13 protein-coding genes are annotated in these 14,857 nt (G+C 68.8%); 2 read left to right on the top strand and 11 right to left on the bottom strand.

The genetic code is table 11. The features are described from left to right. Positions 1-12 precede the first annotated feature (12 nt). Genes AC3ENO_RS13475 through hemE form a run of 6 tightly spaced genes read right to left on the bottom strand, consistent with a single transcriptional unit; the run spans position 13 to position 6,148 of the window. The gene (locus tag AC3ENO_RS13475; protein WP_434971116.1) at positions 13-777 is read right to left on the bottom strand and encodes a uroporphyrinogen-III synthase; all 765 of its coding nucleotides are present in this window, start codon (positions 775-777) and stop codon (positions 13-15) included. Continuing rightward, positions 774-1,775: a hydroxymethylbilane synthase gene (gene hemC / locus AC3ENO_RS13470; protein WP_488185785.1), complete on the bottom strand. Its 1,002-nt coding sequence runs from the start codon at positions 1,773-1,775 to the stop codon at positions 774-776. Before hemC ends, AC3ENO_RS13475 begins: the two co-directional genes overlap by 4 nt. Continuing rightward, positions 1,772-2,986 carry a ferrochelatase gene (locus tag AC3ENO_RS13465; RefSeq protein WP_434971114.1) on the bottom strand — a complete coding sequence of 405 codons (1,215 nt, stop codon included), beginning with the start codon at positions 2,984-2,986 and terminating at the stop codon, positions 1,772-1,774. The genes hemC and AC3ENO_RS13465 overlap by 4 nt, the downstream gene beginning before the upstream one ends. Continuing rightward, positions 2,983-3,645, bottom strand: a complete 663-nt coding sequence (gene hemQ / locus AC3ENO_RS13460; protein WP_434971113.1) for a hydrogen peroxide-dependent heme synthase — start codon at positions 3,643-3,645, stop codon at positions 2,983-2,985. The genes AC3ENO_RS13465 and hemQ overlap by 4 nt, the downstream gene beginning before the upstream one ends. An 8-nt stretch (positions 3,646-3,653) precedes the next feature. After that, entirely contained in the window at positions 3,654-4,982 is a 1,329-nt protein-coding gene (locus AC3ENO_RS13455; protein ID WP_434971112.1) for a protoporphyrinogen/coproporphyrinogen oxidase, read from the bottom strand. Positions 4,983-5,017: 35 nt separating this feature from the next. Beyond that, positions 5,018-6,148, bottom strand: a complete 1,131-nt coding sequence (gene hemE, locus AC3ENO_RS13450; RefSeq protein ID WP_434971111.1) for a uroporphyrinogen decarboxylase — start codon at positions 6,146-6,148, stop codon at positions 5,018-5,020. 79 nt (positions 6,149-6,227) lie between these two features. On the opposite strand from hemE, the gene AC3ENO_RS13445 reads away from it, so the two are divergent. Further along, complete coding sequence (locus AC3ENO_RS13445) at positions 6,228-7,511, top strand: glutamyl-tRNA reductase (RefSeq protein ID WP_434971110.1); 1,284 nt, start codon at positions 6,228-6,230, stop codon at positions 7,509-7,511. A gap of 15 nt (positions 7,512-7,526) precedes the next feature. After that, on the top strand, positions 7,527-8,597 hold the full coding sequence (locus AC3ENO_RS13440; protein ID WP_434971109.1) for a LacI family DNA-binding transcriptional regulator: 1,071 nt from the start codon (positions 7,527-7,529) through the stop codon (positions 8,595-8,597). On the opposite strand, the gene AC3ENO_RS13435 is transcribed toward AC3ENO_RS13440, so the two are convergent. The 5 genes from AC3ENO_RS13435 to mmsA all read right to left on the bottom strand — a co-directional run bounded on the left by AC3ENO_RS13435 (position 8,579) and on the right by mmsA (position 14,855). Next, on the bottom strand, positions 8,579-9,463 hold the full coding sequence (locus AC3ENO_RS13435) for a TatD family hydrolase (RefSeq protein ID WP_434971108.1): 885 nt from the start codon (positions 9,461-9,463) through the stop codon (positions 8,579-8,581). The genes AC3ENO_RS13440 and AC3ENO_RS13435 overlap by 19 nt on opposite strands. Positions 9,464-9,558: 95 nt before the next feature. Next, positions 9,559-11,136, bottom strand: coding sequence for a methionine--tRNA ligase (gene metG, locus AC3ENO_RS13430; RefSeq protein WP_434971107.1), 1,578 nt, complete (start codon positions 11,134-11,136; stop codon positions 9,559-9,561). A 60-nt stretch (positions 11,137-11,196) separates the two neighbouring features. Continuing rightward, positions 11,197-12,024, bottom strand: coding sequence for a 16S rRNA (cytidine(1402)-2'-O)-methyltransferase (rsmI, locus tag AC3ENO_RS13425; RefSeq protein WP_434971106.1), 828 nt, complete (start codon positions 12,022-12,024; stop codon positions 11,197-11,199). 54 nt (positions 12,025-12,078) lie between these two features. Beyond that, positions 12,079-13,317 carry a multiple monosaccharide ABC transporter permease gene (gene mmsB / locus AC3ENO_RS13420; protein ID WP_434971105.1) on the bottom strand — a complete coding sequence of 413 codons (1,239 nt, stop codon included), beginning with the start codon at positions 13,315-13,317 and terminating at the stop codon, positions 12,079-12,081. A 23-nt stretch (positions 13,318-13,340) separates the two neighbouring features. Further along, complete coding sequence (gene mmsA / locus AC3ENO_RS13415; RefSeq protein WP_434971104.1) at positions 13,341-14,855, bottom strand: multiple monosaccharide ABC transporter ATP-binding protein; 1,515 nt, start codon at positions 14,853-14,855, stop codon at positions 13,341-13,343. Between the last annotated feature and the right edge of the window lie 2 nt (positions 14,856-14,857).

Here is a 14,857-nt window from a genome sequence, read left to right as displayed (position 1 = left end):
CGACGGCAGGGATCACGTCGGCGGAAGGGCATGGATGAGGGACTCGATGCTCTGATCGGGGGCGGTCACGGTGACCGGCAGTCCACGACGCTCGGCATCCCGCGTTGTTCCGGGGCCGAGTGAGGCAAGCACGGTACCCGCGGGGAGCGCGCCGACCTGCTCGGCGAGTTCGCGGGCGACGCTCGTGGAGGTCACAAGGACCGTGTCGATGTCGCCCACGCGCACCGCATGCAGCACGTCAGGGGCCAGGTCGACACCGACGGTGCGGTAGGCGATGCACACCTCGAGGTCGTATCCGCGCACCTCGAGTTCGTCGCTGACGACGGCCATCGCAAGATCCGAGCGCAGCACGAGACAGCGGCCCACCCGGTCGGGATCGTGGAGCGCGCACCACTGGCGGATCATCGTCGAGGCCGACGAGCGCCCCGCCGGCACGAAGTCCACGTCGTATCCGGCCTCGGTTACGGCGCGCGCCGTCGCCCGGCCGACCGCAGCGATATGCGTTCCGGCGGGCACCTTCACGCCGGCGGCGACGAGTTGTTCGACGCTGGCCGCGCTCGTGAGGAACACCCAGTCGTAGGCGCCGTCCGCGAGAGCGGCGAAGACCCGGTCTCGCGCCGCCACGTCCCGCGGCTCGCGGGTCTGGATCAGCGGCGCGATCACGGGCGCAGCTCCCCGTTCACGCAGCAGGCGGGCCACGCGCTCACCCCATGCCCCACCGCGAGGAACGAGCACGCGCCGCCCCGCCAATGGCCCGGGGGCGGTGTCTGTGCTCACGACGGCATCCCGCCCTCCGTCGGCGTGTGGGCGTCTCCCGCGGACTCGGGATCGGTGATCGCGCGATTCTCGGCATCCAGATCGTCGACACCGCGCGCGCGCAACTCGGCGACCACGCGTGCGGCGATGCCCTTGCGGCCCGCCGGCTCGGAAACGAGCGCCACCGGCACCGTCTGCTCGACACGGATGCTACGCCCCCCGTCGCTCCGGTACACCTGTGCGATCAGGGCAAGCGTGTCACCGTCTTCCCGAGCGGAGATGCCGACGGGCGCCGCGCACCCGGCCTCGAGTTCGGCGAGGACTGCTCGTTCGACCAGCGCGGTCAGTTCTGCGCGCGGGTCGTTCAGGGAGCGCAGCTGAGCGCCGAGATCCGTGCCGACATCGGCCGTGCGCATCTCCACGGCAAGGGCTCCCTGGCCGGCCGAGGTCGGCCACTGGTCGAGGTCGAAGGCCTCACGGATCTCGGCGTCCCGGGAGATCCGCCGAAGACCGGCCTCGGCCAGCACGATCGCGTCGTACTCGCCCTCCGCGACCTTGCGCAGCCGCGTATCGACGTTCCCGCGTATGTCGGCCACGACGAGGTCGGGACGTCGGCTGAGGACCTGCGCGGCGCGGCGGGGCGAACCCGTTCCCACGCGCGCTCCCGGTGCGAGCGCGTCGAGCCCGACCGCTTCCCGCGTGCACAGCGCGTCGCGAGCGCTCTCTCGCCCCGGAACGGCGATCAGGGTGATCGCGGGGTAGGGCGCGTTCGGCAGGTCCTTGAGCGAATGGACGACGATGTCGCACTCCCCCGCCAGCAGCGCCTCGCGCAGCGCGGTGGCGAACACACCGGTGCCACCGAGCGAGACCAGGGACCCGGTCGCCGTGTCACCGTGGGTCGTGACGGGCACGAGCTCGACGGGCGTCCCCGTGGCGGCGGTCAGCATGCGCGCCACCGTGCCGGACTGGGTCATCGCGAGGGTGCTGCCGCGGGTTCCCAACCGTACCGACGCCGTCACGGCTGCAGCCCCGCGAGCGCAGGCCGGAAGCCGAGGCGGGCATTCTCGCAGCATCCGGGGCGGCACACGTCGAACCAGGGGCCGAGGGAGGTCGCGCGCACGCGCTCGAAGGCCGGTGTCCCCTCGAGGCGCTCGCGGACCAGATCGACCAGTCCGGCGACGTAGATCGGCGAGATCCCCGGCGTCGCCGTGCGGACGGGGACGAGCCCGACCTCGCGCGCAGTCTCGACCGCTTCGGTGTCGAGATCCCACATGACCTCCATGTGGTCGCTCAAGAACCCGAGGGGCACGATGAGCACGGCCCGTCGGCCCTTCGCGGGCAGCTCGCGGATCGCATCGTTGACGTCGGGTTCGAGCCACGGCACCGAGGGCGGTCCCGACCGGCTCTGATAGACCAGCTGCCACGAACTGTCGATGCCGAGTCGGCGCACGATCTCCTCGGCGACGGCGGTGTGCTGCGCGGCGTACGCGCCGCCCTCTCCGAAGTCACGGTCCCGGGGGCCGGAGCGGTCGGCGTCGGCGACGGGGATGGAGTGGGTGGAGAACAGAATCTCGATGTCGGAGGCGTCCTCTATCCCCTGTGCGCGCAGGTGGCCGAGTCCGTCGCGGATCCCGTCGACGAAGGAATCCACGAACCCGGGGTGATCGAAGAACTGGCCGACCTTGTCGATCTGGAGCTGCTCACCCAGCCCCGTCGCCTCGAGGGCATCCGCGAGATCCTCGCGGTACTGGCGGCACGATGAATACGAGCTGTACGCGCTGGTCGCCAGCGCGAGAACGCGGCGATGTCCGTCGGCGTGCAACTGCTGCACCGCATCGGCCACGTACGGCATCCAGTTGCGGTTGCCCCAGTACACCGGCAGATCGATGTCGCGGCGCGCGAGTTCGGCCTCCAGAGCCGCCACGAGCGCCCGGTTCTGCGCGTTGATCGGTGAGACACCACCGAAGTGGCGGTAGTGGTGGGCGACCTCTTCGAGGCGCTCGTCAGGGATGCCGCGACCGGCGGTCACGTTGCGCAGGAACGGGATGACATCCTCCTGGCCTTCGGGTCCGCCGAACCCGAGCAACAGCAGCGCGTCGTACGCGACAGGCTCCTCGACGTGGGCGGGACCGCTCGCCGCGGCCGGCGTCGCGCCGCACACCGACGCGCCGGGCGCACAATAGGCTCCGGTCGCGCGGGGCGGCTTGGGTCGGAACGTGCTCTCCGTCACGACAGCACCTCGACGAGCTCCTCGATCTCGACCCGACGCCCGGTGTAGAAGGGCACCTCCTCACGGACGTGCCGGCGCGCATCCGTCGCACGCAGGTCCCGCATCATGTCCACCAGGCTGATCAGGTTGTCACTCTCGAGAGGCAGCAGCCACTCGTAGTCGCTGAGCGCGAAGGTCGACACGGTGTTGGCGACGACATCCTGGAAGGCACTGCCCTTGCGACCGTGCTCAGCGAGCATCGCCGAACGCTCTTGCTCGGGCAGGAGGTACCACTCGTAGCTGCGGACGAACGGGTACAGGCAGAGCCAGGCCCGCGGGCTCTCGCCGCGCAGATATCCGGGGATGTGGCGCTTGTTGAACTCGGCCTCGCGGTGTACGCCCATCGCACTCCACACCGGTGTGGCATCCCACAGCGGTTCGGTACGTCGCAGCTGTCGCAGACCCGCCTGAAGAGCCGCCGGATCTTCGCCGTGCAGCCACACCATGAGGTCAGCATCGCCCCGCATGCCGGTGACGTCGTAGAGACCGCGCAGCGTCACGCCCGTCGCGGGGAGGGCATCCACGGCTGCCGCGAGCTCGGAGACGTCGCGGCGCTGCAGGCGAGGAACGGCGAGCACGGCGAACAGCGTGTAGCTGGGTCGGGGATCGGAAGCGGTCACGGATGCTCCTATCGAATCGGTCGTGGGTTCGAAGATGTCGGGGGATGGACCAGGAGGTCCGCGGCCAGGGCCTGGGCGTGCGGAATGACCGCGGCAAGCCCCGTCCCGGCCACGGCGGCGCCGGCGAGGTGGATGCCCGGAGGCGGGGGCGGCGCGGCACCTGACGAGACCGACGCGGACTGAGCATCCCAGCGGCAGACCCGGAGCTCTCGGATCGCCGATGGCCGCACGGCGACGCCAGTGATCCGCGTCACCGCTTCGCTGATGCTCTCCGCGTCGAACCGGGCCGTCTCGGCATCCCGGGCTGACAGCCTCACCACGTGCTCATGAGGAGTCAGCTCGTCTCGCAGCCACTCCCACTTGGCACTCGCGTGGGTGAGGGCCTTGACCTGCCCCGCAACGGTCTCGGCCACCAGCGCACCGGTGCCGATCGGGTGCCCGTCGAGGGCGGGCGCGTGAATCCGGGCGATCGCGAGGAGAACGGGGGAGCCCGCCGCACCGTCCGGACGACCCAGGAGCCGGTCGATCTCGGCGCGGCCGGTGGCCAGCACGAGCGATCGCGCGCGCACGCCTCCGCGGTTCGTACGCACGTCGACCCCGTCGGGGCCACTGTCGAGGTGCGTCACGCGGGTGTCCGTTCGGATGGCCACTCCCGCAGCCTCCGCGCGGGCGGCGAGCGCGTCGGCAAGGCGCCACAGTCCCCCACGGATGCCGGCGACCGCGCTTCCCGGACGCTCGCCGGTGGTCGTGAGATCGGACACCGCCGCTGTCAGGGAGCCGGTCTGCTGCACCCTCGCCCACAGCTGCGGGTGGACGCGTGAGAGCCGCAGGCGCGAGGCGGGCGCGGAATAGACACCGCGACAGACGGTGTCGACGATCGTGGTCGCGAGCGCCTCGCCCAGGCGCGACGCGACGAGCTCGTGCAGGGACGGCTCGGATGCGGGCAGCGGCTGCAGCCTCTCGCGGACCGGATCGACGAGCGCCACGACATCGTCGGATTCCGGGTCCGCGGGGATCCCGAGGATGCTGTGCCGCGGCAGCGGGGCCCGGCGCACCCCGGCGCCGGAGTCGTCGGGGACGACAAGCCACGCCCCCGCCGGGTCCGGGGCAACGATCTCCACGGGCAGAGACCAGCGTTCGATCAGGCGCGCAACGACGTCCGCGCGGGTTGCGAAGGACTCCGCGCCACCGTCGACGAGCAGCCCGTCGCCGACCGAGACGGGCGCCAGCATTCCGCCGACGCGCTCTCCCGCCTCGAGCAGGACCGTGCGAAGCCCCGCGGCACCGGCTTCCACGGCCAACACGAGACCGGCGATGCCGCCGCCGACAATGCACACGTCGGGATCGGACGACGAGTGTGTCCCCACGCTGCTCACGCGGCATCCGGTCGCTCATGGACGCGGCGCACAAGCCGGGTCAGGACATCCGGATCCGTCTCGGGCGGTACGCCGTGGCCGAGGTTGACGATGTGCGCACGGGCAGCCCGGCCCTCGGCCAGGATCCGGTCCAGCGCCGCGTCCAGGACGTGTGGTGGTGCGAACAGCAGGGCAGGATCGAGGTTCCCCTGCACCGTGACAGCGGTGGCAAGTCGCGCAACGGCCTCGTCCAGGCTGACACGGTGGTCGATCCCGACGACGTCGAGATCGAGCGTCGCGATATCGGCGAGCAGGTCGCCCGTGCCGACACCGAAGTGCGCCAGCGGGACGTGGGACATACCCGCCCCGGTCGGGAGCCGGAGGGCGCGGACGTACTCGAGAGCGGCGCGCGAGGCCGGCAACGCGGCCGATCGGTAGACCGCGGGCGCCAGCGACCCCGCCCACGAGTCGAACAACTGGACGCTGCTGGCACCGGCCGCCACCTGGACCTGGAGGAACACGCCGCTGACTGCTGCGAGCCAGCCAGTGAGGGCCTCCCAGGCGGCGGGGTCCTCGTGGATAAGGCGGCGGGCTCGGAGGTGATCCTTGGAGGGGCCGCCTTCGACGAGGTACGCGGCGAGGGTGAACGGGGCGCCGGCGAACCCGATGAGGGGAATCGGCTCGCCACGAGTCGCGCTCTCGTCGGCCAACAGCAGAGTGGTTCGGGTCACGGCGTCAGCGATCGGCTCAGCCCGCTCGCGGACGAGTTCTGGATCGATCGCCGTGACGCGCGCGACATCTCTGGCGGTGCGCACCGGCTCCGCGAACACGGGTCCGCGGCCCGCCTCGATCTGGACATCGAGCCCTGCGAGCACGAGCGGCACGACGATGTCGCTGAAGAAGATCGCGGCATCCACCCCGTGCCGCCGCACCGGCTGCAGCGTGATCTCGCTGACCAGGGCCGGATCGCGGCACGCGTCGAGCATCGACTGCGTCGCACGAAGCGCCCGGTACTCCGGCAGCGAGCGGCCGGCCTGACGCATAAACCACACCGGGGTGAGGTCGGGTCGCTCGCCGAGGCTCGCGCGGATGAGACGAGAGTCGCGGGTCGCATGCGCAACGAGCGGATGCTGATCAGTCAGTTGCATGGATCCTTCACCGGCCGGAGTTAATCGATATACTAACTCCTCGTCACGACCGACGAGACGCACGGGAAGAGGAGAGCGAGTGCTGGTCTGCCTTTCGGCGAATCATCGGGCAACACCGTTCGACGCGCTCGAGCGTCTCGCATCCGTCGGCGACGAACTGCGCGCGGGCGTTCCCCTGGCCCACGACGCGATCGGCGGCGCGGTCGTGCTCGCAACCTGCAACCGATTCGAGGCGTACCTCGACGTCGACCTGGACGATGAGCCGTCGCCCGAGTCCGCGGTCGACGCGGCACTGACCGAGATCTCCCGCGCGTCGGGGATCGGCTTTCGCCAATTGCACGAGTCGATCGACATCACCGTGGGCAACCGCGTCGCCCACCACCTCTTCGCCGTCGCCTCGGGCCTGGAGTCGGTTGTCGTGGGCGAAGACGAGATCGCGGGGCAAGTGCGTCGCGCCTACGATGACGCCCGATCGGCGGGGATGACGACCCGATCGCTCGAGCACCTGTTCGACCGCGCCAGCGAGACATCACGAGCGGTCAAGAACTCCACCCGGCTGGGCGAGTCCGGCCGTTCGCTGGTGCGCCTCGCCCTCGAGCTCGCGTCCTCACGCATCGTGGATTGGACCGGCGTCCGGGTCCTGTTGGTCGGCACGGGGCGCTATGCCGCCGCAGCGCTCGCGGCGCTACGGGCGCGCGGCGCCGGCGACATCCGCGTCCTGTCGGGATCCGGTCGGGCCGCGAGTTTCGCCGCCCGGCATGGGCTGGTCGCCGTCGACCCCGACACACCCGCGGCCGAGCTCGCACGGGCAGAGGTCATCGTCACGTGCACGACGCGGGAGGCTCTCGACGCGCAGAAGCTGGCGGCGGCACGGAAGCAGACGGCAACGCCGAACTCACACGTCCTGATCATCGATCTCGGGATGCCCCGCAACGTCGCGCCCGATGTGCAGCAGCTTCCCGGTGTGGAACTCCTGGATCTGGACACGATCCGGATCCACGCCCCGATCGACGAGATCGCGTCGCTCGCGGATGCCCGCGCGATCGTCAGCGCTGCCGCAGCCCGACACGCGAGCGTGCGCCGCGTGCATGATGTCGCACCCGCGGTCCTCGCGGCACGAGGGTGGGTTCAGCGCCTGCTGGATGCCGAAATCTCCCGACTCCCCGCCCGCGACAGTGCACCGCCGCAGGATACCGAGCGGGCTCTGCGTCACTTCGCGGGCGTGGTCATGCATCACCTGGTCGCGCGCGGCCATACACTAGCCGCGTCCGGCGAGGGCGACCGGTGGGTCCAGGCGATCGCCACCGTCTTCCCCGATCCCGCCCGCGACCTTCAGGCCGCGCCCACTGCAGACTGCGCCTGACCCCCGGGAGGGACCATGCCTCGGCACCGCGACGACGCCTCCCCGCCCGTCGCGCGCCTGCGCCCCACCCTCAAGGACGTCGCCGCAGCAGCGGGGGTGTCGACGGCAGCCGTCAGCCAGGCACTCAACGATCGCGGCGCGCTGCGGCCCGAGACGCGTCGACGGATCCTCGAGGTCGCGGCGACGCTCGGCTACACCCCGGATCGCTATGCGGCAGCCCTGCGCCGGGGGCGCACGATGTCGATCGGGTATGTCGCCAGCGCACCGCCCGCGTCCGAGCGCGAGGCAGCGCAGGCCCAGTACGCCATGCGTCAGCTCACAGCCCTGTGCGAAGCGGCAGCCGCGCACGGGTTCACCGTGACGGTTCTTCCCACCTCACATCCGGAACTGCTGCGCAGCGCGCGGGTGGATGCCGTGTACGCTCCCGACGCGCGCGAGAGCGACGCCGTCATGAGCCTCGCCGCTGCCGCGCACATCCCCCTCATCACGAACGACCTGCCTCTGCCCCGCAGCGTCGGACTGTGGATTCGGACCGGATACGAGGAGGCGACTCGCGCCGCCCTCGACCTGCTGGCCGCGGGAGGCGCGGCGCGCGTCGGGCTGCTGACCGAAGGTCCCGGCGTGCGACGACGAGAGATCGGCGAGGCCGTCTATCGGACGTGGTGCGCCCAGCGGCGTCAGGACACCGCCATCGTGTACCTGGAGCCCGATCGCCGCGAGCTTGCCGGGAGCGTGCGCGAGCTGCTGCGCCAGGGAGCGGATGCCGTGTTCTCCTACGCGCAGGAGGGTCCGACGCTGTTCGTCGAGCTGTCCGAACTCGGGATCGTCTTGCCCCGCGATCTGCAGCTTGTCGCGCTCTGTCTGCACGACTGCGACATCAACGCCCGGCTGGGTGTCACACACGTGTGTGTGCATCCCGAGGCCGCGCCCCGCCTGCTGCTGCCGCAGTTGGTCACCACGATCGAGAGCAACGCGGTGGACGACGAGGAGGGCACAGCACCCCCGGTCGTGCTGCCCTGGAGCATCGTCGGCGGCTCGACGACGCTTGCCACCCCCGCGGCGCTGCCCTACGCGAAGGCGCCGTAGACCTCGCGAGTGTTGGCTGCGATCTGGGCGCTGAGATCCGCCACGGGGATCCCCAGGTGTGCGGCCATGAACCGCACCGTGATCGGTACGAGGTAGGGAGCGTTGGGGCGCCCACGGTGGGGAACCGGCGTGAGGAAGGGCGCATCCGTCTCGACGAGGATCCGATCCCGCGGCGTCACCGCGAGCGCGTCGCGAAGGTTCTGCGCGTTCTTGAAGGTGATGTTGCCCGCGAACGAGAGGTAGTACCCGAGGTCGGCGGCCGTGCGGGCCATGTCGGCGTCGCCCGAGAAGCAGTGGAACACGGTCCTGTCGGGCGCACCTTCACGATCGAGCACGCTGAACACCTCGTCGTGGGCGTCGCGGTCGTGGATCTGCATCGCGACACCGTGCTTCTTGGCCAGGGCGATGTGCGCCTCGAAGGAGCGGTATTGCGCGGGCAGGCCCTCGGCATCCGTGCGGAAGAAGTCGAGCCCCGTCTCGCCGATTGCGCGCACCCGCGGGTGGGCGGCGAGTTCGTCGATCACTGCGATGGCCTCATCGAGACGCCCTGCCTCCGCGTAGGCGGGGGCTTCGTTCGGATGGATGGCCACGGCGGCGAGCACCCGGGGGTCGTGCTCGGCGGCCCACACCGCCCAGCGCGAGGACTCCACGTCACCGGATGCCTGCACGACGCCGGCGATGCCGACAGCTTCCGCGCGGGCGAGCTGTTCGTCGAGGGAGAGCGGATCATCGCCGTCCACGATCTCGAGATGGCAGTGGTTGTCGTACACTGCCACGTCCAGCCGTTCGGGCGGGTCAGGATAGGTCAGATCCCGCCGGCCGGAGGCCGACCGTTCCCGCACGTAGGCGCTCGGGTCTTCTGTCATGTCGTTTCGTCTCCTCGCTGCGCTCGTCGCTCAACGAACGACCCTCGCCCCGGTCGTTGAGCGAGCGAAGCGAGTCGAAACGCCTCGATCGTCGCTCACGCCGGCTGCTCGACGCGGGGGAACAGAGGGGCCAGGCCGTTGACGGACGTTCCGGGACGCAGCCGACCCCAGGTTCCTGCCTCGCGCAGCGGCTGGTCCTGCAGACGGCCCAGGGTCTCGGCCGCGCCGAGGGCGATCCACAGCTTCTCGGTCGAGATCGGCATCACCGGCGAGAGCAGCTGCGCGAGAGCGCGCAGTCCCTCCGCAGCGGTGTAGAGCACCGTCCCGAGCCGTTCACGCTTCGCATCGTCCTTCGCAAGTGTCCAGGGCTCGTTCTCGGTGATGTAGCCGTTGAGCTCGTCGACGATGGTCCAGATCGCCGTGATCGCCTCGTCGATACGGAAGCGCTCGATCGCGGCGTCCGCGTTCGCCGCAGCATCCGCAACGGTCCGCTGGATGCCGAGATCCGCATCCGTGTACTCCGCCGGCGGCGGGACGATGCCCTCGAAATACCGCTCGATCATCGCGACCGTGCGCGAGGCCAGATTGCCGAATCCGTTCGCGAGTTCGGCCTGGTAGCGAGCGGAGAGGTCCTCCCACGAGAACGACCCGTCCTGGCCGAACGCGATCGCCGACAGGAAGTAGAAGCGGTACGCGTCGGAGCCGAAGACATCGGTGATCTCGGTCGGCGCGATGCCGGTGAGCTTGGACTTCGACATCTTCTCGCCGCCCACCAGCAGCCAGCCGTGGGCGAAGACGCCGCGCGGCACCTCGACGCCGGCAGCCATGAGCATCGCGGGCCAGATCACCGCGTGGAAGCGGAGGATGTCTTTCCCCACGACGTGATAGGCCGGCCAGCGGCGCGCGAACTGCTCGGGATCGGATCCGTAGCCGACCGCTGTCGCGTAGTTCAGGAGCGCGTCGACCCACACATAGATGACGTGCGAGGGATCCCACGGCACCTTGATGCCCCAGTCGAACGTCGACCGCGAGATCGACAGGTCCTTCAGTCCGCTGCGCACGAACGAGGCGACCTCGTTGCGCGCCGACTCGGGCCGCACGAAGTCGGGGACGCTCTTGTAGAGCTCGAGCAGACGGTCCTGGAACTCGCTGAGCTTGAAGAAATAGTTCTTCTCCTGCAACAGCTCCAGTGGCTTCGAGTGGATCGCGCAGACCTTGAGGCCCTCGAACGCCCCGGTGCCGTCCATGATCTCGGCCTCGGTCTTGAACTCCTCGCACCCGACGCAGTACAGCGCCTCGAACTCGCCCGCGTAGATGTAGCCGTTGTCGTAGATCGCCTGCACGAACTGCGTCACGCGCTCCTCGTGGCGGGCCTGCGTCGTGCGGATGAAGTCGTCGTTGGCGACATCCAGGGTCCGAAGCAGCGGGAACCACGACTCGCCGACAAGCCGGTCGACCCACTCCTGCGGGGTCGCACCGTTGGCTGCTGCCGCGCGCAGCATCTTCTGTCCGTGCTCGTCGGTGCCCGTCAGCATCCAGGTGTCGTCACCGGACTGCCGGTGCCAACGCGCGAGCGTGTCGACGGCGACCGTCGTGTACCCGTGGCCGATGTGCGGAACATCGCTCGGGTAGTAGATCGGCGTCGTGATGTAGAAGGAACTGCCGGAACTCACCCGAGAAGTCTAGTTCGGGCAGACCTCACCTCGCGGCGTGTGACAAGGACCGCGGGAGCGTCACCCGCGACCGGCGGATCGTTCCAGACTCGCGTTGTACAGCTCGCGTGACGAGTACCCGGATGCCGTCGCGACGTCAGCACACGCATCCTTGAGCCACTTGCCCTGGGCAAGCAGGTCCGAGACGTAGTCAACCGCATCCTCGAACGCCATCTGGGCGCTACCGGCTCCCCCGACGACGATGACGATCTCCCCCCTCACACCCTCGGCTGCCCATGCCGCAAGGTCGGTGAGGGTTCCTCGGCGCACCTCCTCGTGGAGCTTGGTGAGCTCCCGACACACGACTGCCCGACGCTCGGCGCCGAACGCCTGCGCCATGTCGGACAGCGAGACGGCCAGACGCCCGGGCGCATCGAAGAACACCATCGTGCGCTGCTCGCTCGCAAGCGACTCGAGGAGGCGGCGCCGGTCACCTGACTTTCGCGGCAGGAACCCCTCGAACGTGAAGCGATCCGTCGGCAGCCCGGAGACGGCGAGCGCCGCCAGCACCGCGCTCGGCCCCGGGAGGACCGTCACCGTGACACCGGCTTCGCTCGCAGCAGCCACCACACCGAAGCCGGGGTCGCTGATCGTCGGCATCCCGGCATCCGACAACAGCAGCACGTCGTCGTCCCGGGCCAGCTCGACCAGTTCGGCCGCGCGCGTCTTCTCATTGTGGTCGTGCAGCGCGATCAGACGCGGACGGTTCTGGATCGCCAGCGCCGCGAACAACCGCTGTGTCGTGCGAGTGTCCTCGGCGGCGACGATCGTCGCGGCCTCCAGCGCCTCCACAAGACGCCGAGACGCGTCGCCGAGATTCCCGATCGGCGTGGCGGCAAGGATGATCACCGCCCCAGCCTAGGCCGGGAAATCCGCGACGACGCGTCTCGCGGGAGAACGGACTCAGCTGTTTCCGGAGCGCCGCTTGTTGTAGACGTCGAAGGCGACAGCCAACAGCAGCACGAGCCCCTTGACCGCCTGCTGCCATTCGATCCCGATACCCATGATCGACATGCCGTTGTTGAGGACGCCGATGATGAGGCCACCGATGATGGCGCCACCGATCGTTCCGACGCCGCCCTGGACGGCGGCGCCGCCGATGAAGGCCGCCGAGATCGCTTCGAGTTCGAACCCGTCACCGGCCTTGGGACCGGCCAGGTTCAGGCGCGCGGTGAAGATGAGGCCGGCGAGGGCTGCGAGGAAGCCCATGTTCACGAACAGCAGGAAGTCCACGCGCCGGGTCTTGATCCCCGACAGCTCCGCGGCGTGACGGTTGCCGCCGATGGCGTACACGTGGCGACCGAAGACCGACCGGTTCATGATCGTGCCGTAGAAGAGCACGAGCACCGCCAGGATGATGAGCGTCACCGGGATGCCCTTGTACGAGGCCAGCGAGAACATGAAGAAGACGATCGCCGCCGACACCAGCAGCAGCTTGACGACGAACCAGACGATCGGGTCGACGTCCTGGCCGTACTTGAGCCGGGCAGCCCGCGAGCGCACCTGGTTCAAGACGAGGAGCACGATCGCGGCGGCTCCCACGAGCAGCGTGAACAGGTCGGGCGTGCCCTCGCCGAAGACGCCGGTGACGAAGCCGTTGCCGAGTGCGCGGTATTCCTCGGGGAAGGAGCCGATGTTGGCGTTGCCGAGCACGACCAGCGCCAGTCCACGGAAGATGAGCATGCCCGCGAGCGTCACGATGAAGGCGGGGATGCCGACGAAGGCGACCCAGAATCCTTGCCAGGCTCCCACGAGCGCACCGATCATCAGCGACAACGTGATGGCAAGCCACCACGGCAGACCCCACTGGACGGCGAAGACGCCCGAGACCGCACCGATGAATGCCGCCACCGAGCCCACCGACAGGTCGATGTGGCCGGCGATGATGACCATCACCATGCCGATCGCGAGGACGAGGATGTACCCGTTCTGGACGATCAGGTTGGAGATGTTCTGCGGGCGCAACAGGATGCCATCCGTGGTGATGGTGAAGAAGACCACCACCGCGATCAGAGCGATGAAGATACCGTTCTTGCCCAGGTCAGCGAGGATGTTGCTGAACCAGCGGGTGAATCTGTTGTCGGGCGGGTTGATGAGCGCGCCCGCGGCCGTGGACTCGGTGTTCGGGGTGTCGTTGGACATGGTGTGTTCTCCTGCGGGGCCCGTCAGCGGGCCTTCTCCATGGTCATGAGTTTGAGGACCGACTCCGGCGTGGCCTCCTCGACGGGAAGCTCTCCCGTGATGCGTCCCTCCGAGATCGCGTAGACACGATCGGAGATGCCGAGCAGCTCGGGAAGTTCGGACGAGATGACGATGATCCCCTTGCCCGCTGCGGCGAGCTTGTTGATGATCGTGTAGATCTCGTACTTCGCGCCGACGTCGATACCCCGGGTCGGTTCGTCGAGGATCAGCACGTCGGGGTCGGAGTAGATCCACTTCGACAGCACGACCTTCTGCTGATTGCCACCGGAGAGCTTGCCCGTCTTGACGAGAACGTTCGGGGCCTTGATGTTGAGGTCGCGCCGATACTCGTTGGCCACGGCGTACTCTTTGTTGTCGTTGACCAGCCCGAGACGCTCGAGCTTGTTCAGCGATGCCATCGAGATGTTGCGCTTGATGTCCTCGATGAGGTTGAGGCCATAGGTCTTACGATCCTCGGTTGCGTATGCCAGCCCGTTCTCGATGGCTTCGGCGACGGTTCGGGTCTTGATCTCGCGGCCCCGCATGAAGACTTTGCCGCTGATCTTGCTCCCATAGCTGTGGCCGAACAGGCTCATTGCGAACTCGGTGCGTCCGGCGCCCATGAGGCCCGCGATTCCGACGATCTCGCCGGCGCGGACGGTCAGCGAGACGTTGTCCACGACGACCCGCGAGGGGTCCTGCGGGTGATGGGCCGTCCAGTTCTCGACGCGCAGCAACTCCTCGCCGATCTGCGGGTCATGGTCGGGATAGCGATGCTCGAGATCGCGGCCGACCATGTCCTTGATGATGCGGTCCTCGGTGACGTCGTCGCGGGCGATGGTTTCGATGGTCTTCCCGTCACGGATGACGGTCACGGTGTCGGAGATCTTCTTGATCTCGTTGAGCTTGTGACTGATGATGATCGACGTGATCCCCTGCTCCTTGAGCTGGAGGATCAGGTCGAGCAGATGGTCCGAGTCCTCGTCGTTGAGGGCGGCGGTGGGCTCGTCGAGGATCAGGAGCTTCACCTCTTTCGAGAGCGCCTTCGCGATCTCGACGAGTTGCTGTTTGCCGACACCGATCTGCTTGATGGGGGTGCGGGGATTGTCGCGCAGACCGACCCGAGCCAGCAGCTCGGCGGCCTGGAAGTTCGTGCGGTTCCAGTCGATCAGGCCGAGGGCGCCGCGCTGCTCGTTGTTGAGGAAGATGTTCTCCGCGATCGACAGATGCGGGCTCAGGGCGAGTTCCTGGTGGATGATGACGATGCCCTTGGCTTCGCTGTCGCCGAGGCTTCGGAACGCGACCTCCTCGCCCTCGAAGACGATCGTGCCGTCGTACGAGCCATGCGGGTAGACGCCCGAGAGCACCTTCATCAGGGTGGACTTGCCGGCACCGTTTTCCCCGCAGATCGCGTGGATCTCACCGCGCTCGACCTCGAGAGTGACGCCCGAGAGCGCCTTGACCCCCGGGAAGGTCTTGGTGATGCCGCGCATCTCCAGGA

Source organism: Microbacterium sp. bgisy207, from assembly GCF_057706855.1.
The sequence above is the reverse complement of the archived record's forward strand: the minus strand, read 5'-3'. Positions and strand labels throughout refer to the sequence as shown.